The organism is Oscillibacter sp. ER4 (assembly GCF_000765235.1).
GTDB classification, from domain to species: Bacteria; Bacillota; Clostridia; order Oscillospirales; family Oscillospiraceae; genus Hominicoprocola; species Hominicoprocola fusiformis.
Window position 1 is genome coordinate 57,840 of sequence record NZ_JPJG01000018.1, and the last position, 24,016, is coordinate 81,855.

The 24,016-nt window shown below is 59.6% G+C and carries 23 protein-coding genes; 18 read left to right on the top strand and 5 right to left on the bottom strand.

All coding sequences use genetic code 11. The features are described from left to right. Positions 1–6 precede the first annotated feature (6 nt). The 11 genes from NI20_RS0103510 (at position 7) to NI20_RS0103560 (ending at position 12,302) form a co-directional block, all read left to right on the top strand. Positions 7–327, top strand: coding sequence for a PadR family transcriptional regulator (locus NI20_RS0103510; protein ID WP_033120065.1), 321 nt, complete (start codon positions 7–9; stop codon positions 325–327). Between the two features lie 14 nt (positions 328–341). Next, positions 342–1,781, top strand: a complete 1,440-nt coding sequence (locus NI20_RS0103515) for a permease prefix domain 1-containing protein (RefSeq protein WP_033120066.1) — start codon at positions 342–344, stop codon at positions 1,779–1,781. 169 nt (positions 1,782–1,950) lie between these two features. Then, a complete protein-coding gene (locus NI20_RS0103520; RefSeq protein WP_033120067.1) occupies positions 1,951–4,938 on the top strand; it encodes an ABC transporter ATP-binding protein/permease in 2,988 nt (995 codons plus the stop codon). 164 nt (positions 4,939–5,102) lie between these two features. Next, complete coding sequence (locus NI20_RS0103525; RefSeq protein ID WP_033120068.1) at positions 5,103–5,960, top strand: phosphate ABC transporter substrate-binding protein; 858 nt, start codon at positions 5,103–5,105, stop codon at positions 5,958–5,960. 70 nt (positions 5,961–6,030) lie between these two features. Then, a complete protein-coding gene (pstC, locus tag NI20_RS0103530) occupies positions 6,031–6,906 on the top strand; it encodes a phosphate ABC transporter permease subunit PstC (RefSeq protein WP_033120069.1) in 876 nt (291 codons plus the stop codon). Beyond that, entirely contained in the window at positions 6,906–7,757 is an 852-nt protein-coding gene (pstA, locus tag NI20_RS0103535; protein ID WP_033120070.1) for a phosphate ABC transporter permease PstA, read from the top strand. Before pstC ends, pstA begins: the two co-directional genes overlap by 1 nt. Further along, a complete protein-coding gene (locus tag NI20_RS0103540) occupies positions 7,754–8,578 on the top strand; it encodes a pyridoxamine kinase (RefSeq protein WP_052084402.1) in 825 nt (274 codons plus the stop codon). Before pstA ends, NI20_RS0103540 begins: the two co-directional genes overlap by 4 nt. Further along, positions 8,575–9,330: a phosphate ABC transporter ATP-binding protein PstB gene (pstB, locus tag NI20_RS0103545; protein WP_033120071.1), complete on the top strand. Its 756-nt coding sequence runs from the start codon at positions 8,575–8,577 to the stop codon at positions 9,328–9,330. Before NI20_RS0103540 ends, pstB begins: the two co-directional genes overlap by 4 nt. Next, on the top strand, positions 9,331–9,975 hold the full coding sequence (phoU, locus tag NI20_RS0103550; RefSeq protein ID WP_033120072.1) for a phosphate signaling complex protein PhoU: 645 nt from the start codon (positions 9,331–9,333) through the stop codon (positions 9,973–9,975). A gap of 3 nt (positions 9,976–9,978) precedes the next feature. Then, positions 9,979–10,650, top strand: a complete 672-nt coding sequence (locus NI20_RS0103555) for a response regulator transcription factor (RefSeq protein ID WP_033120073.1) — start codon at positions 9,979–9,981, stop codon at positions 10,648–10,650. Beyond that, entirely contained in the window at positions 10,647–12,302 is a 1,656-nt protein-coding gene (locus NI20_RS0103560; protein WP_033120074.1) for a cell wall metabolism sensor histidine kinase WalK, read from the top strand. The genes NI20_RS0103555 and NI20_RS0103560 overlap by 4 nt, the downstream gene beginning before the upstream one ends. Before the next feature lie 58 nt (positions 12,303–12,360). Here NI20_RS0103560 and rbr read toward each other — a convergent pair whose 3' ends face one another. Both rbr and NI20_RS0103570 read right to left on the bottom strand, forming a co-directional pair. Beyond that, positions 12,361–12,903 carry a rubrerythrin gene (rbr, locus tag NI20_RS0103565; RefSeq protein ID WP_033120075.1) on the bottom strand — a complete coding sequence of 181 codons (543 nt, stop codon included), beginning with the start codon at positions 12,901–12,903 and terminating at the stop codon, positions 12,361–12,363. 28 nt (positions 12,904–12,931) lie between these two features. Continuing rightward, positions 12,932–13,303 carry a Fur family transcriptional regulator gene (locus NI20_RS0103570; RefSeq protein ID WP_033120076.1) on the bottom strand — a complete coding sequence of 124 codons (372 nt, stop codon included), beginning with the start codon at positions 13,301–13,303 and terminating at the stop codon, positions 12,932–12,934. A gap of 136 nt (positions 13,304–13,439) precedes the next feature. Between NI20_RS0103570 and NI20_RS0103575 the strand changes: the two genes are divergently transcribed. The 3 genes from NI20_RS0103575 (at position 13,440) to NI20_RS0103585 (ending at position 16,200) form a co-directional block, all read left to right on the top strand. Then, complete coding sequence (locus tag NI20_RS0103575; RefSeq protein ID WP_033120077.1) at positions 13,440–14,267, top strand: dipicolinate synthase subunit DpsA; 828 nt, start codon at positions 13,440–13,442, stop codon at positions 14,265–14,267. After that, on the top strand, positions 14,264–14,824 hold the full coding sequence (locus NI20_RS0103580; protein WP_242842908.1) for a dipicolinate synthase subunit B: 561 nt from the start codon (positions 14,264–14,266) through the stop codon (positions 14,822–14,824). Before NI20_RS0103575 ends, NI20_RS0103580 begins: the two co-directional genes overlap by 4 nt. A gap of 146 nt (positions 14,825–14,970) precedes the next feature. Next, positions 14,971–16,200 carry a DUF2812 domain-containing protein gene (locus NI20_RS0103585; RefSeq protein ID WP_033120079.1) on the top strand — a complete coding sequence of 410 codons (1,230 nt, stop codon included), beginning with the start codon at positions 14,971–14,973 and terminating at the stop codon, positions 16,198–16,200. 47 nt (positions 16,201–16,247) lie between these two features. Here the strand turns inward: NI20_RS0103585 and NI20_RS0103590 are convergent, their stop codons facing one another. The 3 genes from NI20_RS0103590 to NI20_RS0103600 form a co-directional block, all read right to left on the bottom strand. Beyond that, positions 16,248–16,991 (bottom strand): hypothetical protein, encoded by a 744-nt coding sequence (locus NI20_RS0103590; protein ID WP_033120080.1) that lies wholly within the window; start codon positions 16,989–16,991, stop codon positions 16,248–16,250. 99 nt (positions 16,992–17,090) lie between these two features. Then, positions 17,091–17,933, bottom strand: a complete 843-nt coding sequence (locus tag NI20_RS15340) for a helix-turn-helix domain-containing protein (RefSeq protein WP_197055348.1) — start codon at positions 17,931–17,933, stop codon at positions 17,091–17,093. 323 nt (positions 17,934–18,256) lie between these two features. Then, a complete protein-coding gene (locus tag NI20_RS0103600) occupies positions 18,257–19,153 on the bottom strand; it encodes a LysR family transcriptional regulator (RefSeq protein ID WP_033120081.1) in 897 nt (298 codons plus the stop codon). Between the two features lie 195 nt (positions 19,154–19,348). Between NI20_RS0103600 and argC the strand changes: the two genes are divergently transcribed. The 4 genes from argC to NI20_RS0103620 all read left to right on the top strand — a co-directional run bounded on the left by argC (position 19,349) and on the right by NI20_RS0103620 (position 23,883). Continuing rightward, positions 19,349–20,422 (top strand): N-acetyl-gamma-glutamyl-phosphate reductase, encoded by a 1,074-nt coding sequence (argC, locus tag NI20_RS0103605; RefSeq protein ID WP_033120082.1) that lies wholly within the window; start codon positions 19,349–19,351, stop codon positions 20,420–20,422. 77 nt (positions 20,423–20,499) lie between these two features. After that, positions 20,500–21,726, top strand: a complete 1,227-nt coding sequence (gene argJ, locus NI20_RS0103610; RefSeq protein WP_033120083.1) for a bifunctional glutamate N-acetyltransferase/amino-acid acetyltransferase ArgJ — start codon at positions 20,500–20,502, stop codon at positions 21,724–21,726. Positions 21,727–21,746: 20 nt separating this feature from the next. Further along, positions 21,747–22,622, top strand: coding sequence for an acetylglutamate kinase (argB, locus tag NI20_RS0103615; protein ID WP_033120084.1), 876 nt, complete (start codon positions 21,747–21,749; stop codon positions 22,620–22,622). Between the two features lie 37 nt (positions 22,623–22,659). Then, complete coding sequence (locus NI20_RS0103620; RefSeq protein WP_033120085.1) at positions 22,660–23,883, top strand: aspartate aminotransferase family protein; 1,224 nt, start codon at positions 22,660–22,662, stop codon at positions 23,881–23,883. Positions 23,884–24,016: the final 133 nt, after the last annotated feature.

The following is a 24,016-nucleotide window of genomic DNA, read 5'->3' on the forward strand; positions in this document are numbered from 1 at the left end:
TGCAACATGAAGAAAAAGAGCATTGACCACACGCAGCTTCTACTGCTCAAGCTCCTCTCGACCGAGGACATGTACGGCTACCAGATCATTTTAGAGCTGGCGCGCCGCTCGAGCAATGTCTTCGAGATGAAAGAGGGCACGCTCTACCCCGTGCTGCACGGCATGGAGCGCGAGGGGTATGTGGAAGCCTATGAAAAGGCAGCGCCCACCGGTCGGATGCGCAAGTATTATCACCTGACGCGCGCCGGCCGTGCCGCGCTCACGGAAGAGGAGAAGGCCTGGCAGGAGTACAGCGGCGCGGTGAACGCCGTGCTGCACTTTGCTTAAAAAAGGGTGAGGCTATGAACAGAAACGAATATTGCGACCGCGTGCTCGCGCAGGTCGGCCGGCTGACGGCTGACGAGGCGAACGATCTGAGAAATGAGCTCGCCGGTCACATCGAAGACCACGCCGAAGCGCTGGTCGAGCACGGCTATACGGAAGAGGACGCCGCTGCGCGCGCCGTGGAGCTGATGGGCGATCCGGAGGAGACGGGCAGGGCCTTGCGCGAGCAGTACCGCCACTTCTGGCTCGTTATCGTGCAGCGTATCGCGATTTTCGTCACGATCATCGCCTGTGTGCAGGGCTTTTTCATGCTCCCGATGCTCGGCGGCGTGTACGAGAGCATCCGCGAGCGCGTGAGTCCGGCGGTGAACAGTATTTCATGGGAAGAGTTCGACGGCGCGGCAGACCTGCACGAGCGCATCCTCGTCGGGGACGATATCGTGCAGCTGAACCGCATCGAATACGGTGTGCGCGAGGGAGAGCGGCAGGCGGTGCTCTGGGTGAGCAGCTATGACTGCATTCCGGGGCGAAAGGTCTATGAGCGTTTGATCGAGACAATGTCGCTGCAAAGTGAACGCGGCGAGACGATGTACGACTATGAGGATACAGGACGGTATCCGGGCTGGTATTCAAGCTGCCGGAGCAGCAGCGGCAGCTTGTATGTGCACTATGGCCAGCATACCGTGCCGCTTGAAGAGGGCGATACTTACGTGAGATTCGTCTACGACCGCTTCGGCGAGCGCATCGAGACGAGGATCGAGCTTCCGGAAGGGGGGAACGCAGCCATGAAAAAGCAGAAGATCGAAAAGCGGCCGACGAGAGCGCGCCGCGCGGTCAAGAGCGTTGTCATCATGTTCTGCGCGCTGCTCATCTGCAATATGCTCAGCGGCGGACACCTGACGCGCGCCATGGCTCTGCGCGATGGCGAACAGCGCTACGGCGTGTATGAAAAGACGCACGAGATCACATCCCTTCCCGCCAAGAACATCTATAAGACGCTGCGCGTCACGCTGATGGCCAGCGAGAATGTGACCTATTGCGGCACGAGCCATTTCTACACCTTGCTTGGCTGGCAGGACGATTTCGGTGTGCCGCTTGACTGCTCAGACGGTGAGAGCATTCACGCGGGCTGGTGGGATATGGCGCGCAACGGCGTAAGGGATATCTTTTACTGGGGACGCGTCGACGATGCCGCGGTCGATAGCGCCGTGATCGAGCGATACCGCGCGGTTTCACAAGATGAAAACGGGGACTACACCTTTGAGAAACGTGAAGCATTCGCCGCTGAGTTGATTGAAGACGGCGATTATCGGTATTTCCTCACTGGCGGAGTGGCGACAGAGGCCAACTATGGCGACTATGGATGGGATCGGGTATATTTTGTCGGATACGACGCCTCGGGCGCAGAAGTGCTGCGCTATGAGATCGAGCGGCAGATGAGCACTATGTTTGCTTAAAAGGAAATCGGAGTGCGCTGCGGCATCGCCGCGGCGCTCTTTTTGCCGAATAGTAAACGAAGATGAACTTTCGGTGAATTCTCGACCGCGCCGGTTGACGGTAAAAGGTCAAAATGATATCCTACTCTGGAATTCTTATTCATTCATTTCCTCAGAAAGAAGGCAGACTATGCTGAAGCTGCAACGAATCGTCAAGGATTACCAGTCGGGCGACACCACCGTTCACGCCCTGCGCGGCGTGAGCCTACAGTTCCGCGAGAGCGAGTTTGTCGCCATCCTCGGCCATTCGGGCTGCGGCAAGACGACGATGCTCAACATTATCGGCGGTCTCGACCACTATACGAGCGGCGATCTCATCATCAACGGCAAGTCGACGAAGGACTTTTCCGACGCCGACTGGGACAGCTACCGCAACCACTCCATCGGCTTCGTCTTCCAGAGCTACAACCTCATTCCGCACCAGAGTGTGCTAAGCAACGTGGAACTGGCGCTCACGCTCTCGGGCGTGAGCAAGGCAGAGCGCCGCGAGCGCGCAGTCAAGGCGCTCGAGAGCGTGGGGCTTGGCGACCAGCTCGACAAAAAGCCGAACCAGATGTCCGGCGGCCAGATGCAGCGCGTCGCCATCGCGCGAGCGCTCGTCAACGATCCGGACATTCTGCTCGCCGACGAGCCGACCGGCGCGCTCGACAGCGAGACGAGCGTGCAGGTGATGGAGATCTTGAAAAAGATCTCCAAGGACCGCCTCATCATCATGGTCACGCACAACCCCGAGCTTGCCGAGACCTACGCGAGCCGCATTGTGCGCTTAAAGGACGGCGAGATCGTGGATGACAGCGCGCCGTATGAGGAGGCCGTGGAAGAAAAGCCCGCCGCGGGCAAGAGCAAAAAGACCTCAATGAGCTTTGGCACGGCGCTGTCGCTGTCGCTCAACAACCTGATGACGAAAAAGGGACGGACATTTTTAACGGCCTTCGCCGGCAGCATCGGTATCATCGGCATCGCGCTCATTCTGTCGCTGAGCAATGGCATCCAGACCTATATCGACCGCGTGCAGGAGGATACGCTCTCGAGCTATCCCTTGACCATCGAGGCTGAGAGCATGGACATGTCCAGCATGGTCAGTTCGATGATGGGCGTCCATGCGCAGGACGAGGGCGACGGGGAGCAGCATGACCTCGACGCCGTCTACTCCAACAACATTATGTACGACATGATGAGCTCGTTTGCCTCGGCGGAGACGCAGACGAACAATTTGAAGGACTTCAAGACCTACCTCGAGGGCGACGACGAGCTTTCAAGCCACATCAGCTCCATTTCCTATGACTACGACCTCGGCATGAGCATCTATGCCAAAGACACCGACGGCAAGGTCTTCAAGTCCGACGTGACGGAGCTTTTGCAGACCTGCATGAGCGAGCTCTACGGCGGCGATTACAGCAGCTATTTCGAGCGCTTCGGCTCGGCCTACTCCGCGATGGAGACCTGGGAGCAGATGCTCCCGCCGCAGGATAGTGAGAGCGGCGAGCTCGTGGGCGACCTCCTGCACGAGCAGTATGACCTCATTTACGGCTCCTGGCCGCAGAATTATGACGAGGTCATGCTCATCGTCAACAAGGACAATGAAATTTCCGACCTTGTCATCTATTCGCTGGGCCTGAGCGCACAGGACGAGGTCGTGGAGTCGATGCAGCACATGCTCGACGGCTCGGAATTCGACAGCAAGGACATCCAGAGCTGGAGCTATGAAGACCTTTGCAATATGAGCTTCAAGATCGTCCTGCCCGCTGAGCGCTACCAGTACGATTCCGCAAGCGGCACATATACCGACGTCAGCACGACGGACACGGGGCTCGACTTCCTCTATAACTCCGACGATGTCGGCACGCGCGTGAAGATCGTCGGCATCCTGCGCCCGAATGAGAACGCGGTATCCTCGATGCTCTCCGGCGCGATCGGCTATACGTCCGCGCTGACGGACTACCTCGTCGAAAAGGCGGGACAGACCGAGATTTTGCAGAAGCAGAAAGAAGACCCCGATACCGACGTTATCCTCGGCCTGCCGTTCCTGACCGATGACTACTCCGTGAGCGACGAGCGGAAGGAAGCGGACGTGACCGACTATCTCGAGGGCCTTTCCGTCACCGAGCGCGCCGCAGCCTACACCGCGATGATGAGCGTGCCGAGCGAGGAGTATCTCTCCGCCATCGTGGAGCAGCAGATGGGCTCGCTCGACCGCGCGAGCATCGAGCAGATGGTCATTTCGACCTACGCCCAGCAGATGAGCGTGGATGAGGCGACCGTCAAGTCCTATATTGCGCAGATGGACGACGACACGCTCTTTGGCTATGTGGAGCAGTCTATCCGCGAGCAGGTGACAGAGCAGTACGCCGCGGGCGTGCAGGCGCGGCTATCTAACATGACAAGCGATCAGCTCGCCATGGCGCTCGATCTGGCGCTCGAAAAATCGCCCGCTGTCACGCCGCTGACAAGCGAGCAGTACAACTGGCTTTATGATAACTACATGCCCGCGACGGTCTCGACCGGCACGTATGAGGACAATCTGAAGCTGCTTGGCGACGTCGACCTCGCGAGTCCCAAGACCATCAACATCTACGCCTCGACCTTTGCCGACAAGGATGCCATCGCCGATGCGATCGAGCAGTATAACAACAGCGTTTCCGAGGACGACCAGATCGACTACACCGACTATGTGGCGCTTCTGATGAGCTCGGTCACAACGATCATCAACGCCATCAGCTATGTGCTTATCGCATTCGTCGCGATCTCGCTCGTCGTGTCGAGCATTATGATCGGCATCATCACGTATATCTCGGTCCTCGAGCGCACGAAGGAGATCGGCATTCTGCGCGCCATCGGCGCGAGCAAGCGCGATATCTCGCGCGTGTTCAACGCGGAGACGCTCATCGAGGGCTTCTGCTCCGGTGCCATCGGCATCGGCATCACGCTATTGCTGATCATCCCCATCAACCTCGTCGTGCACCACCTGACGGGTATCGAGAGTCTCAACGCCATCCTGCCGCCTGTCGGCGGCGCGGCGCTCGTGGCCATCAGCATGGCGCTCACATTCATCGCGGGCCTCATCCCCTCCGGCATCGCCGCGCGCAAGGACCCTGTCGAAGCGCTGCGTACCGAATAACACGATATTTGACCTTCAAAAAGGACGTTTTCCGACGGAAAACGTCCTTTTTCCCTTTTACCGCGATTTTACAAAAGGCGACTTTCTGATTTTACAACCTGCCTTTATGATGGCAAATGTAGCAAGGAACAACATCTTGGAAAAATTGAAAGGAAGTATTTCAAATGAAAAAGTTTCTCACTCTTGCGCTGACCGCTGTCATGGCGCTGAGCCTGCTGACCGCCTGCGGCAGCAAGAACGACAACAGCGCCGACACCAACACTGACGGCAGCAACACCGAAACGACCCTCTCCGGCACCGTCTCGACCGACGGCTCTACCTCGATGGAAAAGGTCATCAACTCTCTTGGCGAATCCTTCATGGCCATGAACAAGGACGTGAAGTTCACCTATAACCCCACCGGCTCGGGCTCCGGCATTCAGGCCGTTAGCGAAGGCCGCTGCGACATCGGCCTTTCGAGCCGTGCGCTCAAGGATGACGAAAAGGCCTCCGGCCTTGTTGAGACCGTCGTCGCGCTCGACGGCATCGCCATTGTCGTGAACCCCGAGAACCCTGTCTCCGATCTCGACATTGACACCATCGCCAAGATCTACACCGGCGAGATCACCAACTGGAAGGACGTCGGCGGCAACGACGCCGAGATCGTGCTCATCGGCCGTGAGGCCGGCTCCGGCACGCGTGACGGCTTCGAGTCCATCACCGACACCAAGGACGCCTGCCAGTACCGTCAGGAGCTCACCTCCACGGGCGACGTCATCAACACCGTGTCCCAGAACCCCGACGCCATCGGCTATGCCTCCCTCTCGGCGGTGGGCGAGAGCGTCAAGGCGCTGACAGTCGGCGGTGTGGAAGCCACGGAGGCGACCGTCAAGGACGGCAGCTATGTGGTCCAGCGTCCGTTCGTGCTCGTCACGAAGGAGGGCACCAAGCTTTCCCCCGCGGCACAGGCCTTCTTCGACTACGCGCTGTCCGCTGACGCGGCAAGCATCATCGCCGCTGCCGGTGCGGTCGCAGCCAACTAACAGAACACAGGAACCATCACGGGAGGCGGCGTGAGCCGTCTCCCGCTGACAGCAAAAAGAGGAAACAATTATGGCGCAGAGGAAAAAAATGTTTGAAGCCGTCGTCCACGGTATTTTTCTGCTTCTCGGCCTCATTACGGTCGGATGCGTGCTGCTGATCACGGTGTATCTCATCATCTCCGGCATCCCGGCCATTCAGAAGATCGGCCTTGTGCCGTTTCTCACGGGCAAGGTGTGGTCGTCGACGTCGGCGGAGCCGAAGTACGGCATTCTGCCCTTTATTTTAACGAGTGTTTACGGCACGGCAGGCGCGATCGTCCTCGGCGTGCCCATCGGTTTTTTGACGGCGGTGTACCTCTCCAAGGTCGCGCCCAAGAAGGTCCGCACCGTGCTGGAGGCCGCCGTCAGCCTGCTCGCGGGGATCCCGTCGGTCGTGTACGGCCTTGTCGGTATGCTGGTGCTCGTGCCTGCCATCCGCAAGACGTTCCACCTGCCGGACGGCGCAAGCCTGTTTGCGGCCATCATCGTGCTGGCCGTCATGATCCTGCCGTCGATCATCAAGGTGAGCGTCACGGCGCTCGAGGCCGTTCCGCATGAATATGAGGACGCCTCGCTTGCCCTCGGTGCGACTGAGGTCGAGACCTATTTCCGCGTCTCCGTTCCGGCGGCAAAGAGCGGCATCGCCGCGGCGGTCGTGCTCGGCGTGGGCCGCGCCATCGGCGAAGCGATGGCCGTGATGATGGTCTCGGGCAACGCGCCGAACATGCCCGGCTCGATCTTTGAGAGCGTCCGCTTTCTCACGACGGCGGTCGCGAGCGAGATGTCGTATTCGAGCGGCTTGCAGCGTCAGGCGCTCTTTTCCATCGCGCTCGTGCTGTATCTTTTCATCCTGCTCATCAATGCGGCGCTCAACTTCTTCTTAAAGCGCGACAAGGAGGGTAACTGATGCTGAAAATGCAGTCCTCGGCCCGCCGCAAGGCCTATATCACGGCGATGAAGCTCCTGATGGGCGTCGCCGCAGTATTGACTTGCACGCTCGTAGTCGGTATGATTGGTTATATATTGGGCAACGGCATTCCAAACATCACCTGGGAGATGCTCTCCACCGCGCCGAGCTATCTTGCCAACCGCGTCGGCATCCTGCCGGACATCCTGAGCACGCTCTACATCGTTATCGCGACGCTTTTAATCGTGCTGCCGCTCGGCGTGGGCGCGGCCATCTACTTAAATGAATACGCCGCGAACAAAAAGCTCGTCTCCATCATCGAATACGCGTCCGAAACGCTCTCCGGTATCCCGTCGATCATCTACGGCCTTGTCGGCATGCTGATCTTCTGCAAAAACGGCACGTCGCTTCTTGCGGGTGCGCTGACGCTGACGATCATGAACCTGCCGACCATCATGCGCACGACACAGGAGAGCCTCAAGACCGTACCGCAGAGCTACCGCGAGGGCGCGTTCGGCCTGGGCGCGGGCAAATGGCGCACCATCCGCACGGTGGTGCTGCCAAGCTGCGTGGACGGTATCGTGACGGGCTGTATCCTGTCGATCGGACGCATCCTCGGCGAGTCGGCGGCGCTCTTATTCACGGCGGGCTCGGCGCACATGCTCTACAACTTCTTTGAGGGCATGCACAACGCGGGCGCGACGCTGACGGTGGCGCTGTACTTCTACGCCAAGGAGTCGAGCGATACGGGGGTGGTGTTCGCCATCGCGGCCATTTTGATGCTGCTGACGATGCTCATTAACCTCATCGCCGATCTGGTCGGCCGATACTTCAGGAGGAAACAGCAATGATACGACCTGTCAACGGAAGCGGCATGAAGCGCATGGCGCTCTTAAATGACCTTTCCTGCTTCGGCAAGTGTTCGCTGAGCGTGGCCATGCCCATCCTCTCTTCCTACGGGGTGGAGACGGTACCGCTGCCGACGGCCATTTTATCGACGCACACGGCGGACGGCTTCGGCAGCTACGTCATGCGCGATATGACGGACGAGATGAAGGCCTTTGCCGCGCACTGGAGACAGCTTCAAATCAAATTCGACGGCATTTGCATGGGCTTTTTCGGCTCGGTGGAGCAGATGCATTTTGCAAAAGATTTCCTCCGCGACTTTGCGGGGGAGGATACCATCGTTGTGGTCGACCCCGTGCTCGGTGACAACGGCGCGCTGTACGGCTGCTTTACCGAAGAGTACGTGCAGGCGATGCGCGCGCTGTGCGAGAGTACACAGCTCATCACGCCCAACCGCACGGAGGCGGCGCTTCTCGCGGGCTGCGGGATGGACGCACCGATAGAAACGCTTCTTAAAGCGCTCACGGTGGAAAATGTCATCATCACCGGCGTCCACCGCGGGGAGGAGATCGGCTACTGCGCGCGGCTGAACAGGCAGTATATGGAAATTTTCAAGCCCTGCCTTCCGCAGACGCTGCATGGCACGGGTGATGTGTTCGTCTCCGCCCTGTGCGGCGAGCTGATGAACGGTAAAGGCATGCCGCAAGCCCTGAAAGACGCGGCGGAATTCTGCGACGACTGCGTGCAGAAAACGGCAAAACGCGGCGAGAGCCACTGGTACGGCCTCGCCTTTGAAGACAAATTGAAAGAGGGGAGAGGGCTATGAACAACATCCTTTCCGTTGAGAACCTGTGTCTGTGGTACGGGAGCCATCAGGCGCTCAAGGACATCAACATTGAAATTCCCGAAAAAAGCATTACGGCGCTCATCGGCCCGAGTGGCTGCGGCAAGTCGACGTTTTTAAAGACGCTCGACCGCATGAACGATTTGATCCCCGATGTGAAGATCACGGGCAGCGTCCTCTATAAGGGCGAGGACATTTTTGACTCGTCCGTCGATGTGAGCGAGCTTAGGCGTCAGGTGGGTATGGTGTTCCAGAAGCCGAACCCCTTCCCAATGAGCATTTACGACAACATTGCCTACGGTCCGCGCACGCACGGCGTGAAGAACAAGGCAAAGCTCGATGAGATCGTTGAAAAATCTCTGCGCGGCGCGGCGATTTGGGACGAGGTCAAGGACCGCCTGAAGAAAAACGCGCTCGGCCTCTCCGGCGGCCAGCAGCAGCGCCTTTGCATCGCCCGCGCGCTCGCGGTCGAGCCCGAGGTGTTGCTGATGGACGAGCCGACAAGTGCGCTCGACCCCATTTCGACGTCGAAGATCGAAGAGCTCGCGATGGAGCTCAAGGAGAAGTACACCATCGTCATCGTCACGCACAACATGCAGCAGGCGGTGCGTATTTCCGACCACACGGCGTTCTTCCTGCTCGGCGAGCTCGTAGAGTACGGCGAGACGGAGAAGCTCTTCTCCCAGCCGCAGGACAAGCGGACAGAAGATTACATCACGGGGAGGTTCGGTTAAATGAGAAGCCGGTTTGATGAACAGCTTGCGCTTTTGAACCGCGAGCTCATTGAGATGGGCGCGCTGTGCGAGGAGGTCATCGCCCTTTCGGCACAGGCGTTGACGGAGGGCAACGCGGAGCTGGCCGCGCGCGTCGCACCGCTCGATCAGGAGATCGACCGCAAGGAGCGCGAGATCGAGTCGCTGTGCCTAAAGCTTCTTTTGCAGCAGCAGCCCGTGGCAAAGGACCTGCGCCAGATCTCGGCGGCGCTCAAGATGATCACGGACATGGAGCGCATCGGCGACCAGGCCGAGGATATTGCCGAGATCATCACGTTCCTCGGCGGGCGCGGTGCGGAAAACAGTGATCTCCTGCGCGAGATGGCGCGCTCGACCATCAAGATGGTGACCGAGAGCGTGGACGCCTATGTCAAGCACGACACGGCGCTTGCCGATCAGGTCATCGCTGAGGACGACACCGTGGACGACTATTTCGCGCGCGTGAAGAAGGACCTCATCAAGCGCATCGCGCAGGACCCTGATGATGGTGAATTCGCACTCGACCTGCTGATGATCGCCAAGTATTTTGAGCGCATCGGAGACCATGCGACGAACATCGCCGAATGGGTCATTTTCTCTGTGACAGGAGAGCATAAGGAGGGGTAAAGTATGATCTGGTGCGTGGAAGACGATGCCAGTATCCGCGATATCGAGGTATATGCCCTGCAATCGACCGGCTTTGAGGCCAAGGGCTTTGAAGACGGTACCTCGTTCTGGGAGGCGCTGCGCACGGGAAGACCCGAGCTTGTCGTGCTCGATGTGATGCTCCCCGGCATCGACGGGATGGAGCTGCTGCGCCGCATGCGCGCGGACGCGGCGCTTTCCGATATCCCTGTCGTCATGGCGACGGCCAAGGGCGCGGAATACGACAAGATCCGCGGTCTCGATCTCGGTGCAGACTACTATCTGACAAAGCCGTTCGGCGTGATGGAGCTCGTCTCCTGCGTCAAAGCGGTGCTGCGCCGCTGTGGCACGAAGACGGCAGCCCAGCTGCGCTGCGGCGGTCTGGTGCTCGACGAAGAGAGCCACACCGTCACGGCGGATGGAGAGAGCGTCGCGCTGACATACAAGGAATTCGAACTGCTGCGCCTGTTTCTCTCGCATCCCGGCACGGCGTTTTCGCGCGACCAGATCATGGCGGACGTGTGGGGCACGGACTACTGCGGCGAGACGCGCACGGTGGACATGCACATCCGCACGCTGCGGCAGAAGCTCGGCGCGTACGGCGAGAAGATTGAGACCGTGCGCGGCGTGGGCTACCGGATGGAGGGCAAGGCATGACAAAAAAGATCTTTCACTCCATCCTGCTTGTGGCGGGCACGGTGCTGCTGGCGAGCCTGCTCGTCATCATGGGCTGCCTGTACGAATACTTCGGGAGCGTCGAAAAAAAGCAGCTGCGCGACGAGCTGGAGCTTGCCGCCGTCGCCGTGGAGAAAAACGGGACGGAGTATCTCTCTCAGCTCTCCTCCGAGCGCTACCGCCTGACGTGGATCGAAAACGACGGTACGGTGCTCTACGACACCGTGACCGATGCCGAAAGCCTTGAAAATCACGCCGACCGCGTGGAGGTCAAGCAAGCGCTGGAATACGGCGAGGGCGAGAGTACGCGCTATTCCTCGACGCTGCTGCAAAAGACGATGTACTGCGCGGAAAAGCTCACGGACGGGAGCGTGCTGCGCATTTCCATGAGCCGCGCGACGGCGGGCGTGCTGCTCGTCGGCATGGTGCAGCCCATTTTAGTGGTGCTGATCGTGGCGCTGATCCTGTCCTCTGTTTTAGCCAAGAGCCTGTCGCGCCGCATCGTCCAGCCGCTCAACAAGCTGGACCTTGAGCATCCGCTTGAAAATGACGCCTATGAAGAGCTCGCCCCGCTGCTCGGGCGCATCAACCGCCAGCACTTGCAGATCGACGAGCAGATGGACGAACTTCAGCGCCAGCAGACGGAATTTTCGCAGATCACAAGCAGCATGCGCGAAGGGCTTGTGCTGCTCGATGAAAAAGAGCATGTGCTGAGTATCAACCCCGCGGCGGAAAAGCTCTTCGGCACGGACGAGAGCTGCGTCGGGCAGGACTTTTTGACCATCGACCGCAGCCACGACATGAGCCTTGCCATCGAGCGCGCCATGGACGAGGGGCACAGTGAGGCGCGCGTGGAGCGCGGCGGCCGTATCTGGCAGTTTGACGTCAGCCGCATCGGCGCAAGCGGCGCGGCGGTCGGCGCTGTGTTGCTGGCTTTCGACATCACCGAGCGCGAGACAGCGGAGCAGACGCGCCGTGAATTCACGGCGAACGTGTCGCACGAGCTCAAAACGCCGCTGCAAGGCATCATCGGCAGCGCGGAGCTGCTGGAAAACGGCATGGTGAAGCAGGAGGACGTCCCCCGCTTCGTCGGCCACATCCGAAAAGAAGCGCAGCGCCTTGTCACGCTGATCGGTGATATCATCCGTCTCTCTCAGCTCGACGAAGGCGACGAAATGCCGCGCGAGACGGTCGACCTGCTCGCGCTTTCGCAGGAGGCGGCGGACGATCTCAAGACCGCGGCGGCGGAGAAGCACATCGCGATCGCCGTCGAGGGCGAGAGCGAGACCATCGGCGGTGTGCGGCGGCTTTTGTACGAGGTCATCTATAACCTCTGCGACAACGCTATCAAGTACAACGTCGAGGGTGGCAGCGTGAAGGTAAGCGTCGGCGAGCGGGACGGCAAGGCGTTCGTCTCCGTGGCCGATACGGGCATCGGCATCGCGCCGGAGCACCAGAGCCGCATTTTCGAGCGCTTCTACCGCGTGGACAAGAGCCACTCGAAGGCAAGCGGCGGCACAGGCCTCGGCCTTTCCATCGTCAAGCACGCCGTGCAGTACCATCACGGTACAGTCGAGCTTCATAGCGAAGAGGGCAAGGGCACGACGATCTGCATCCTGCTGCCGAAGGAGTAAGTGAATAGTAAGAGAGCCGCAGGCACAGCCTGCGGCTCTCTTGTTAGTTTGCCGATTCTCAATAATTCTCCGCGTGGATTTCGAAGTAGCTCTGGGGGTGGTTGCAGGTGGGGCAGACGTCGGGGGCCTTGGTGCCGACGACGATGTGGCCGCAGTTGCGGCACTCCCAGACCTTGACCTCGCTCTTTTCAAAGACCTTGGCGGTCTCGACGTTGCGCAGCAACGCGCGGTAGCGCTCTTCGTGATGGTGCTCGATCTCGCCGACGAGGCGGAACTTCTGCGCCAGCTCGGGAAAGCCCTCTTCCTCTGCGGTCTTGGCGAAAGAATCGTACATGTCGGTCCACTCGTAGTTTTCGCCCTCAGCGGCGGAGAGCAGATTGTCGGCGGTGGAGCCGATGCCCTGGAGCTCTTTGAACCACATCTTGGCGTGCTCCTTTTCGTTGTCCGCGGTCTTCTGGAAGAGCGCGGCGATCTGCTCATAGCCCTCTTTCTTGGCCGTGGAGGCGAAGAAGGTGTACTTGTTGCGCGCCTCGGATTCGCCCGAGAAGGCGGTGCGCAGGTTCTGCTCAGTTTTGGTGCCGGAATACTTGTTGGTCTTCATGGTGAAATTCTCCTTTTTCTCTCAAAATTTAATGCTCTTCCTGCGCTTTGCGGCAGGCGGGGCAGAGATAGTGAATGCGAAGGTCGTAGGACTGGATGCGCGCGCCGAGCGCGGCTTCGATGTCGTGCGTCAGGTCGGTGAACCTGAAGTCTGCAAGCGCGCCGCAGCGGGTGCAGATCAGGTGATCGTGGCGCGTGGTGTTGTCGTAGCGGTCGGGCGCGCCGGGCTGCGACAGGCGGATGAGTTTGCCGTCCGCTACAAGCGCGTTGAGGTTGTTATACACCGTAGCTTGCGCGATTTTGGAATTTTCCTGCTTCATTTGCAGAAAAATCTGCTCGGCGGTCGGGTGCTCGGTGGAGCACAGGACGAGATCGAGAATCTGCTGGGCGTACTTGGTCATGCGTTTCTCCTAAATAAGAATTAGAATAATTCTTATTATAGCGATAAAAATAGAGTTGTCAAGCAAAAAATCAAAAATAGTTTGCGTCATGCGCGCACGCGCCGCGGCATACCCTTTATGGAAAAGGGGGAATGAGATGGACCAGACGATAGCATTCCTGGGCGGCGACGCGCGCATGCGCTTACTCGCACGGATGATGGCGGCGGAGGGGTACGACGTCTGCTCGTGGGAGCTGACCGGTGCGCCAAAGCCGCTGGCGCTGTGCGACGCGCTGAAAGCAGACATCATCGTCCTGCCGCTGCCGGCGGAGAAAAACGGCTATTTGAGCGGCACAGAGCTCACGATGGAGAGCCTGCTGCGCTCGCTGCGGCGCGAGCACCGCATTTTCGCGGGCAATGTGGGAAACGACGCGTCAACGCTCGCGCAGTCGTTGGGGCTTACGATCACGGACTACTTTGCCTCGGAAGAGCTGAGCGTGCGCAACGCGATCCCGACGGCGGAGGGGGCCATCGAGGCGGCGATGAAGCACACGAGTGTCACGCTGCACGGCACGCCATGCCTCGTGCTTGGCTTTGGCCGCATCGGAAAGGTGCTCGCGCACGATCTGAGCGCGCTGGGAGCGAAGGTCAGTGTCAGCGCGCGCAAGCGGTCGGACCTTGCGTGGATCGACGCGTTCGGCTACGCGCCGCTGCACACGAACCGCCTCTCCGGCACGCTGGGGGAATTCCGCGTGGTGTTCAACACCGTGCCGCATCAGGTATTGGACGAAGCGCTCCTTGCCGAACTGCCGCCGGACTGCCTGCTCATCGAGCTTGCGAGCGCGAGCGGCTTTGACATGGACGCGGTCGAAACGCTGCGCCTTTCGTATCTCAAGGCAGGGGGACTGCCCGGGCGCGTCGCGCCGGAGACGGCGGCGCGGGCCATCAAAAAGACGTTATGTCGACTCATCAAGGAGGAAGCATGAAGATCGGATTTGCCTTTTGCGGCTCGTTCTGCAACCATCCCGAGCTGCTGAAAATCTACGAGGACATCGCGCGCGAGCACGAGATCGTCCCGATTTTGTCGGAAAACGCGGCGAAGTATTCCACGCGCTTCGGCACGGCGGAGGACTTCGTCACCCGCGTGGAGGCGCTGGCGGGGCGGAAGGCCGTGCGCAATATCGTCGAAGCCGAGCCCCTCGGCCCGCAGGGGGCGATGGAAGTGCTCGTCATCGCGCCCTGCACGGGAAACACGCTTGCCAAGCTCGCCCACGGCATCACGGACGGCGCGGTGACGATGGCGGCGAAGGGGCACCTGCGCAACGGCAAGCCCGTTGTGCTTGCCATTGCGACGAATGACGGCTTATCCGCGAGCGCGCCGAACATCGCGGTGCTGCTGAACCGCAAGAACTACTATTTTGTCCCCTTCGGGCAGGACAACGCCGAGGTGAAGCCCACGTCGCTGATCGCGGACTTCCGCAAAATTATCCCGACGGCCGAAGCGGCGCTGGAGGGAAGACAAATTCAGCCGATTTTGCTGTGAAACGAAAAAAGGCAGGAATTTCCTGCCTTTTTTGCGATGTAACAATAAACTTGCGCGCGATTTTTGTCAATGCTCGCTGAATTTGCTTGAAAAAATCCCGCCTGTCTCCTATACTTTGCATAGAGAGAAGAGAGGAGGGAGCGCGAATGGACGAAAACCTGCGCGAGACAACAGAGCTTCCGGGGAGCGGAGGGACTGCGCCGAGCGAAGAGAATGAGCCCGAGACGAAGAGCATCCGCTTTGTGCCCAGCGCCTATGACCCGCGCGGCATCGAGCAGTGGCTTTCTGAGCGCGCGGCGGAGGGGAAGCTCCTGCTCCGCTACGACGATTTTGTGATCGGCGAGCCGCGCGACTGCCGCTATCACCTGGAACCCGCCGCGGACGATGACGACCCCGACGAAAGCCTGCGCGAAAAGCGCGCCCGCCTGGGCTGGGAGTACGTCTGCCGGACGAAGGACGGCATTTTCTACATCTGGCGCGGCGAAAAGACCGCGCACGTCCCCACGCCGAAGGACTGTACGGATTCCTACGGCTACCGAAGACTGCGTAAAAAGCTGCGCCGCAGCTATTTCCTGCCGATGTTCTTCCTGGTGGTGGACATCTGGCTCGTCTATTTCCTTTTTAGTGTCTTGAGTCTCCCGGTGATGTCGTTCCTCACGATGGAAAAGAGCGAGGTCATTCAGTTTGTGTCCATTATCTTAGGCAGTATCCTCGGTATCCTGAGCGAGGCAAAGGAGAGAAACGAGATGTGGACGCTCAAGCGCGCGATGGAGGCGTGCGAGCGCGTGGAGAAGATGCCGCGCAACCGCCGGGCGAAAGCGAACCGCGCGCTTACGATCATTGCCGGTGTATTGGCGCTCACGCTGATTTTCTGGCGAGTGAACGATACGGCCTACGGCGACAGCTATGACGAGCCGCCGCTGCCGTATATCGGGACCGAGATGCTCGGCGGCGAAAGGGGATCGGACTGGTATGGTGTGCGCGATCTCTCGACGCCGCTCGGCGGGCACGTGTACTCTGTCGGCGAAACGCCGTATGCGGGAACGATCGACACTTGGATGCAGTACAGCACGGAGCTTGACTTCTACGCCCCGCGTATCTCCGCACTGGCAAAGCCCTTGACACATGAGCTGCGGGACTATTTTATGGAAGACGGTGCGCAGACGCTTTCGATTGACGGCTTTGACGAGGCGTACTACGCAGAATTTATCAAACCAAATACCCGGCTTCCCAATGAACCGGACGAAGTCCACCAGTTTCTCATCCTGCGCCGCGGGGGAGAGGTGCTTTACTTCCGCACCGAGGCGCCCGACAGCCTGCGCGAGCATCTGGACGAATTTGCAGACATCTTTAATCAGTACAGCGAATTAGCATAAAAAGAAGTGCGTTCCTAGCGGGAACGCACTTCTTTTTTGCTATCTTGTCACTGCTCTAACTTTTTGAGCTCGTCGAGCTGGCCCTCCAGCGTGGTGAACGCCTCGGGCAGTTGTGCGACGGCAGCGTCCGCGCGCTTGAGCTCGTTCGACACGCTCTCGCAAGTCGCGCCGAGCGTCGAGAGCACCTGCTCGCAGTGCCCTCTGCATGCCGCGATCATTGCCTGCAAACGCTCCCGCGTGGCGGCGTCGAGCGCGTCGGCGCGCTCACGGGCGGAGAGCTCAATGTCGGCGATGTGCGCCTTGACGCGGCCGTATTCCTCGACCTGCGGGCGGAGCTCGTCAAGCTCGCTTAAAAGGCGCTTGCGCTCCTGCTCGGCGGCGGAAAGGCGTTCGGCGTGCTGCGCTTCCAGCTCGGCGATGCGCTGCTCGGCAGCACTTTCCTTTGCTTTCAGCTGGCGGTCATAATCTGCCTTGGCGCTCGTGAGCTTCTGCGCGCCCTCTTCGATCTGCGCGCGCAGCTCGGAGATCGTCTCCTGCGCGGCGGTCAGACCTTTTTTCAGTGCATCCTGCGCGCTGGACGCGGTCGAATAGGACTCGGCGAGCTTGTCACGCTCGCGCTCGGCGGCGGCGAGTTTGTCACGCAGCTCCGTGTTCTCGCGGCAGAGGCCGTCGCTTTCCTGCTCGAGCGCTTCGATCTGCTGTTTGCTCTCGAGCGAGGTTTTTTCAATATAACGGATGACGTCATCGCGGTTGAAGCCGCCGAAGACGGAACTCTTGAAGGTATTTTCCATGTTTCTCCCACCTTTTCCTTTGTCAAAGTTATGGTAACACAAACCCGCCGCGATGACAAGGAAAAAAGCGCGACCTCTTAAGGCCGCGCTTTTACGGTTTTATCGGAGAGGGAAGGAAAAGCTCTTGCCCTTCTTGGTGAAAGTAAAGCTCTCCTGCTCTTCGCCGCCGGCTTTGGTGCAGCGCACGCGCTCGGCGCTCACACTGCCGCTGATGTCGCCGCAGGTGACGCTGTCGCTTGCGCGGACATTGCCCTTGACCTCGCCGCAGCGGACGCTGTCGTTTGCGGACACGTCGCCGCCGACATTGCCGCAGGTGACGCTGTCGCTCGCGCGGACATTGCCCTGCACGTCGCCGGTGCAGTGCACACTGTCGCCCGCCTGCACATTGCCGCCGACATTGCCGCAGGTCACGTCATCGCCCGCGGTCACGTCGCCGCCAACGTCGGTGCAGGTCACGCCGTCACCGGCTCTGACGCTGCCGTGGATCGTCGAATCTGTGCAGACGACGGAAAAATCGCTGTAAATATCCTGCGCCGTGCCGGAAAAGTGCAGCTCGACGGTTTTGCGGATCTCGTCGTATTTGTCGTGGCGGAACAGGCTCCCCTGTTTCGGCTGGAGCAGGCGGTGCCCCTGGAAGAGCACGGCGTGGATGGCGTCGTCATCCTCCCACGGCAGCTCTGCCGCGATGGGCAAGATCTGACTGTCCGCTTCCGCTTTTTGGGTGGGCTTTTCTTTGCTTTCGCGTCCAAAGAGCTCGTCGAGGCTGAGCTCCAGCGTGTCGGCCAGCAGCGGCAAAAGCTGCAGGTCGGGGCAGCAGACATCGCCCTCCCACTTTGACACGGCCTGATTGCTCACACCGAGCTTGTTTGCCAGCGCCTCCTGTGTCAGTCCTTTTTCTTTACGGCGGCGCAGAATGCGCACGCCCATTGTCGATTCTTCCAAGTTGTCTATCCTCCTGCACTGCATTATAATAGTAAAGTGAGCGTTGGAAACGCGATGAGCGGGTGTCCCGCGTCGAACGGGAAGTCAGGCGCCGACGTTTCCCTCATATTCAGGCAGCACATCGCGTGCAAACGCCTGATCGCCGATCGTAACATGTTGGTCCTTCCTTGCCCCGTGCTGCAGCCGCGGCTTTGAATCACCGGTTATGGACTCAGTATAGGGGGCATGGGGAGGATTGACAATGGCGCGGTGGTTGAATCGGGGAAAATCCTTTCCAACCGCCGGTTGGAAAATGAAATTTTTCCTGATTTTTCAAGAAAAACTCAGTGCCGGATGACGGTGATCTCGCCCATATCCTTGGTGTAGTCGACCACATGCTGGAGAAAAAGCTGCGTGATCGTGGAGGGGAGAAAGCCCTTTTTCACGGCGATGCCGATCTCGCGCGACTGCTTGACGTTGAGCGGCAGCGCGGCGACGCGGTAGCGTCCGGGCTTGATGAGCAGGCTGTGCACGATGCCGACGCCAAGTCCTGCCTCGACCATGGACAAGAGCGCGAAGTCGCTCGTTGTGTCGTAGGTGACCTCGGGGTGGATGTTGTAATGGTCGAGCAGGCGGTTGAATTCGTAGTCTTCGATCTCCATCAGGCGCACGAAGTTCTCGTGCGGCAGCTGCTCGAGCGGGAAGACGGACGCGTCCGCCATCGGGTGATCCTTTGGGAGAATGGCGACCATCGTGTCGTGCAGGATGGGCGTCGTCTCAAAGTCGTTGGAGGCGGGGATGGCAAGAAAGCCGCAGTCGATCGCGCCGCGGCGCAGCCATTCGGAAATTTCATAATACTCGCCAGTCATCAGCTGGATCTGAATGTTGGGGTACGTCTGGTGGAAGTCCTTCAGAATTTCCGGCAGCAGGCTGATGGCAAGGCTTGTAAAGCACCCGAGGCGCAGCGTGCCGGACTGCACGCCATGCAGCTCGGACACGGCAAAGTTGAGGTCCTCATAGTCCTTGACGATCTCGCGGATCGTGGGCAGGAGCACCATGCCGTCGGAGGAGATCTCAATGCCGGAGTGGTTGCGCGTTAAGAGCTTGACCTGCCAGTCCTGCTCAAGATCGGAGATCATCTTGCTCACGGCGGACTGCGTATAGCCCAATTCGTTCGCCGCCTGAGTGATGCTGCCGGTCTCCACAGTGCGGAGATAGGCAATATATTTACGAATACTCATTATAAATGCCCTCAATAATCAACAATATCTCGAAGATTCCATTTTGGAATGCGCATATAAAAATATATTCGCTTTTCAAAACTGCTTTTGGATTATACAATATCAACAAAGAAAATTCAATGCCTACACACGGGATTTTCCAAGCAGTACAAAATTGTCAGACAAAATGTCGAATCAACAAGGAGGAAAACAGACATGATCCATTATTCCTGCATCGGTGCTACCGGTTATGTTTGCGGCGAAGTGCTCCGCATGATGGTCAACCACCACGAGGGAGAGCTTGTCAACGTGCTCGATACCTACGGTGTCGGAGATGCCATCTCCACGCATCATCCCGCTCTGCGCGGCTTCTATGATCAGGTCATCATGGATCTCACGGAGGAGAACGTCCGCGAGACCGCGAAGAAGAGCGATGTCATCATGATCCAGGTCCCCTCTGGCGATGTGGCCAAGTGGGCGGAGATCGTGCTCGCTGAGGACTGCGCCATCATCGATATCGGCGCTGACATCCGCTTCCGCGATGTCGACGTCTGGGAGAAGTGGTACGGCCAGAAGCACCCCGACGCCAAGATGACCCACGACGCTGTTTACTGCATCCCTGAGGTCATGCGCGACCTTGCCAAGGGCAAGAAGCTCATCGCCAACCCCGGCTGCTATCCCACTGCTTCCACCCTCGGCCTCCAGCCCATGCTCAAGGCCGGTCACATCGTTGACAATACCATCGTCATCGATGCCAAGAGTGGCTACACCGGCGCAGGCCGCCGTCCCGCCCTCAACAAGCTCCTCACTGAGGCGGAGAACAACTTCTGCGCTTACGCCCTCGGCGGCGGCCACCGCCACACGCCCGAGATCGAGCAGAACATTGCCTACATCACCGGCAAGGATCTGATGAAGCCCGAGACCTGGCAGTACATCAACTTCCAGCCGCACCTCCTGCCCCAGGTCCGCGGTATCGAGGTCACCATCTACGCTACCTGCGACAGAGACTTCACCAACGAGGAAGTTTACGAGCTCTACAAGGACTTCTACAAGGATGAGCCCTTCGTCAAGGTCTTCCCGGCGAGCCTGCCCGTTCAGACCAAGTGGGTCTACGGCACGAACTTCTGCGAGATGACCCCGACCTTCGACGCGCGTACCCACCGCCTGATCGTCTCCTCCGTGATCGACAACATCGGCAAGGGCGCAGCCGGCCAGGCCATCCAGAACATGAACCTCATCATGGGCCTGCCCGAGACCACCGGCCTCATGATGCCCCCGATGTATCCGTAATTTTCGGTTCGACGAGTTTCGACCCGATTTAGGCACGAATGCTGTTAAACTAACGTTAAGAGAGGAGATCCCCCCACATGTCCAATCTGAAAAAGATCGAGGGCGGCGTTACCACGCCGCAGGGCTTCACCGCCGGCGCGGTCTACACCGCTATCAAAAAGCGCGAGAACAAGAAGCCCGACGTCGCTGTTCTCTACTCCGACCTGCCCTGCTCCTGCGCGGCCTGCTTCACCACGAACAAGTTCTGCGCAGCTCCGGTCATCCTTGACCGCGAGATCCTGAAAAAGGGCAAGGCCCGCGCCGTCGTCATCAACTCCGGCAACGCCAACGCCGCCACCGGCAAGCAGGGCATCGAAGACGCCCGCACCGTTGAGCGCGAGGCGGAAAAGCTGCTCGGCCTCGGCGAGGACGAAGTGTTCGTCTGCTCCACCGGCGTCATCGGCCAGAGACTTCCGGTCGACAAGGTGCTTCAGGGCATCCGCGAGATCATTCCCGCAAAGCTTGCCAAGGAGAACGGCTCCGAGGCTGCCTACGCCATCATGACCACCGATACCGTCCGCAAGGAGTGCGCCTATGAGCTGCAGCTCTCCACCGGCACCGTGAAGATCGGCGCGATGGCCAAGGGCTCTGGCATGATCCACCCCAATATGGCGACGATGCTCGTCTACGTGACGACCGACGCCAAGGCGGATCCCACAGACCTGCAGAAGATGCTCTCCGCGGCTGTGGATAAGAGCTTCAACATGTGCACCGTCGACGGCGACACCTCCACGAACGACTCGATCTTCCTGCTCGCCAACGGCGCTTCCGGCGTTGAGATCAAGACCGAAGAAGACAAGAAGGCGATGGCCGACCTTGTGCTCGCCATCTGCACCGATATGGCCCGCCGCGTTGCTTCCGACGGTGAAGGCGCGACCCACCTCATCGAGGTCGAGGCCTACGGCCTGCCCACCGAGCACGACGCGCGCCTGGTCGCCAAGTCCATCGCGGGCTCCATGCTCTTCAAGGCTGCCGTCTTCGGCCGCGACGCCAACTGGGGCCGCATCATGGCCGCTGCCGGTTACTCGGGCGCTGACGTTGACCCGACCCGTGCCGACTGCATCATCAAGAGCGCTGCCGGCGAAGTGCAGGTCATGAAGGATGGCTTCGGCGCGGACTTCAGCGAAGAGCTCGCCAAGAAGGTCCTCACCGAGCATGACATTACCGTCATCGTCCGCTTCTATCAGGGCGACGGCGAGGCCAAGGCCTGGGGCTGCGACCTCACTTACGATTACGTCAAGATCAACGGCGACTACCGCACCTAATTTTTGAAGGAGGCTCCACCATGAGCGATATCGCAAACAAGGTCGAAACTCTGATGGAGGCAATGCCTTACCTTCAGAAGTATCAGGGTAAGATCATCGTCATCAAGTATGGCGGCAACGCCATGATCAATGAAGAGCTCAAGGACGCCGTCATGCACGACGTGGTGCTGCTCAAGCTCCTCGGCATGAAGCCCGTGCTCAGCCACGGCGGCGGCCCCGGCATCAACAAGATGCTCGAAAAGCTCGACATCCCCGTCGAGTTTATCGAGGGCCTGCGCTACACCTCCGCCGACATCATGCGTGTTGTCGAGATGGTGCTCGTCGGCCAGGTGAACACCGAGCTCGTTGGCTTTATCAACAAGCTTGGCGGCAAGGCGGTCGGTCTTTCCGGCGTCAGCGGTGACATCTATCACTGCCACCAGCGCGACGAGGTCCACGGCTACGTGGGCGACATCGACTATGTCGATCCCAAGCCCATCTTCGCCCTGCTCGACGCGGGCTACATCCCCGTCATCGCCCCCGTCGGCACCGACGGTCAGGGCCACACTTTCAACATCAACGGCGATACCGCCGCGGGCAAGCTCGCTTCCGCGCTGGGCGCTGAAAAGCTTGTGATCCTCACCGATATCGAGGGCCTGTGCAACGACATCAAGATCCGCGACGTCATCAGCTATCTGAACATCGAGGATGTCAAGGCGCTCAAGGACAAGGGCACGATCGCCGGCGGCATGATCCCGAAGGTCGACTGCTGCGTGCAGGCCATCGAAGAGGGCGTGACGAGCGTCAACATCATCGACGGCCGCAAGCCGCACTCCGTGCTCTACGAGGCCTTCACGAACGAGGGCACCGGCACGACGATCGGCACCGCACAGCCGAGCGTCGGCATCAAATGGTAAAACATACACCCAACTTTTATTATAGGAGGACATAATAATGATCGAAAAGTTCAAGACCAACGCCGAAGTCATCGAGAACGGCGACAAGTATCTCTATGGCAACCATGTCCGTATGCCCCTTTCCATCGAGCGCGGCGAAGGCGCTTACGTCTTCGATAAGGACGGCAACAAGTACCTCGACTTCATCGGCGGTATCGCCGTCAACGGTCTCGGTCACTGCCATCCCGCGATCGTGAAGTGCCTCGAAGAGCGCGCCCACACGATCCTGCACTGCTCCAACTACTTCTACAATGAGCCCGCCGTCCAGACCGCGAAGCTCATCGTCGAGAACAGCTGCTTCGACAAGGTGCTGTTTGCCAACTCCGGCGCTGAGGCCAACGAAGGCCAGATCAAGCTCGCCCGCAAGTACGCCAAGGATCACGGCCATCCCGAGCGCTTCGTCGTCATCACGATGAAGAACTCCTTCCACGGCCGCACCCTCGCGACCTGCACGGCCACCGGCCAGTATGCGGTGCACCGCTACTTCGAGCCCCTGCCCTCCGGCTTCCGCTATGCTGAGTTCAACAACCTCCAGTCCGTCAAGGACATCATGGACGAGTACGTCTGCGCCATCCTGACCGAGCCTGTCCAGGGCGAGGGCGGCGTGCGTCCCGCTTCCCAGGAATTCCTGCAGGGCCTGCGTGACCTGTGCGATGAGAAGGGCATCCTCCTCATGTTCGACGAGGTCCAGGTCGGCTCCGGCCGTACCGGCAAGCTCTTCGCGCATCAGAACTACGGCGTTGAGCCCGATACCTGCTCCATGGCCAAGGCTCTCGGCTCCGGCGTGCCCATTGGCGCTGTCTGCGCCCGCGGCGAGGCTGCCAAGACCCTGACGCCCGGCACCCACGGCTCCACCTTCGCCGGCGGTCCTCTCGCCTGCGCGCTCGCTGCCACCACGCTCGACGTGATGATCAACGACGGCGTCATCGAGAACTCCCGCAAGATGGGCGAGTATTTCCGCAAGCAGGCCCACGAGATCATCGAGAAGAACCATCCCGAGGCGGTCAACGAGATCCGTGGCCTCGGCCTGATCGACGGCATCCAGCTCAACAAGCCCTCCGGCCAGCCCGTCGTCGACCTGTGCTTCAAGGACAGCAACGTCCTGATCAACAACACCAACGGCAACGTCCTGCGCTTTGTCCCGCCGCTGATCGTCAATGAAGAGGAGATCGACATTGTCATCAAGGCTGTTGATGAGGCCATGACCAAGCTCGGCTGGTAATTATTTCGGATACTACCTCGCATTTCTTGCCTGCGAGGCCGGCGGCACGGGTTCCCTTCCCGTGCTTTGCCGGAAGTATACATGACCTCATCCCCGGCCTGCCGATGGGGGATCGGCGGGCCGGGGAGAGAGG

What these genes read in the sequence shown, in the direction of transcription:
- phoU (WP_033120072.1), top strand. Translation starts at nt 9,331, where the DNA reads ATGAGAAGCCGGTTTGATGAACAGCTTGCGCTTTTGAACCGCGAGCTC.
- NI20_RS0103620 (WP_033120085.1), top strand. Translation starts at nt 22,660, where the DNA reads ATGATCGAAAAGTTCAAGACCAACGCCGAAGTCATCGAGAACGGCGAC.
- NI20_RS0103590 (WP_033120080.1), bottom strand. Translation starts at nt 16,991, where the DNA reads ATGGAAAATACCTTCAAGAGTTCCGTCTTCGGCGGCTTCAACCGCGAT.
- NI20_RS0103540 (WP_052084402.1), top strand. Translation starts at nt 7,754, where the DNA reads ATGATACGACCTGTCAACGGAAGCGGCATGAAGCGCATGGCGCTCTTA.
- pstC (WP_033120069.1), top strand. Translation starts at nt 6,031, where the DNA reads ATGGCGCAGAGGAAAAAAATGTTTGAAGCCGTCGTCCACGGTATTTTT.
- pstB (WP_033120071.1), top strand. Translation starts at nt 8,575, where the DNA reads ATGAACAACATCCTTTCCGTTGAGAACCTGTGTCTGTGGTACGGGAGC.
- NI20_RS0103525 (WP_033120068.1), top strand. Translation starts at nt 5,103, where the DNA reads ATGAAAAAGTTTCTCACTCTTGCGCTGACCGCTGTCATGGCGCTGAGC.
- NI20_RS0103510 (WP_033120065.1), top strand. Translation starts at nt 7, where the DNA reads ATGAAGAAAAAGAGCATTGACCACACGCAGCTTCTACTGCTCAAGCTC.
- NI20_RS0103570 (WP_033120076.1), bottom strand. Translation starts at nt 13,303, where the DNA reads ATGACCAAGTACGCCCAGCAGATTCTCGATCTCGTCCTGTGCTCCACC.
- rbr (WP_033120075.1), bottom strand. Translation starts at nt 12,903, where the DNA reads ATGAAGACCAACAAGTATTCCGGCACCAAAACTGAGCAGAACCTGCGC.
- NI20_RS0103515 (WP_033120066.1), top strand. Translation starts at nt 342, where the DNA reads ATGAACAGAAACGAATATTGCGACCGCGTGCTCGCGCAGGTCGGCCGG.
- NI20_RS0103600 (WP_033120081.1), bottom strand. Translation starts at nt 19,153, where the DNA reads ATGAGTATTCGTAAATATATTGCCTATCTCCGCACTGTGGAGACCGGC.
- argB (WP_033120084.1), top strand. Translation starts at nt 21,747, where the DNA reads ATGAGCGATATCGCAAACAAGGTCGAAACTCTGATGGAGGCAATGCCT.
- argC (WP_033120082.1), top strand. Translation starts at nt 19,349, where the DNA reads ATGATCCATTATTCCTGCATCGGTGCTACCGGTTATGTTTGCGGCGAA.
- argJ (WP_033120083.1), top strand. Translation starts at nt 20,500, where the DNA reads ATGTCCAATCTGAAAAAGATCGAGGGCGGCGTTACCACGCCGCAGGGC.
- NI20_RS0103585 (WP_033120079.1), top strand. Translation starts at nt 14,971, where the DNA reads ATGGACGAAAACCTGCGCGAGACAACAGAGCTTCCGGGGAGCGGAGGG.
- NI20_RS0103580 (WP_242842908.1), top strand. Translation starts at nt 14,264, where the DNA reads ATGAAGATCGGATTTGCCTTTTGCGGCTCGTTCTGCAACCATCCCGAG.
- NI20_RS0103555 (WP_033120073.1), top strand. Translation starts at nt 9,979, where the DNA reads ATGATCTGGTGCGTGGAAGACGATGCCAGTATCCGCGATATCGAGGTA.
- NI20_RS0103575 (WP_033120077.1), top strand. Translation starts at nt 13,440, where the DNA reads ATGGACCAGACGATAGCATTCCTGGGCGGCGACGCGCGCATGCGCTTA.
- NI20_RS0103560 (WP_033120074.1), top strand. Translation starts at nt 10,647, where the DNA reads ATGACAAAAAAGATCTTTCACTCCATCCTGCTTGTGGCGGGCACGGTG.
- NI20_RS0103520 (WP_033120067.1), top strand. Translation starts at nt 1,951, where the DNA reads ATGCTGAAGCTGCAACGAATCGTCAAGGATTACCAGTCGGGCGACACC.
- pstA (WP_033120070.1), top strand. Translation starts at nt 6,906, where the DNA reads ATGCTGAAAATGCAGTCCTCGGCCCGCCGCAAGGCCTATATCACGGCG.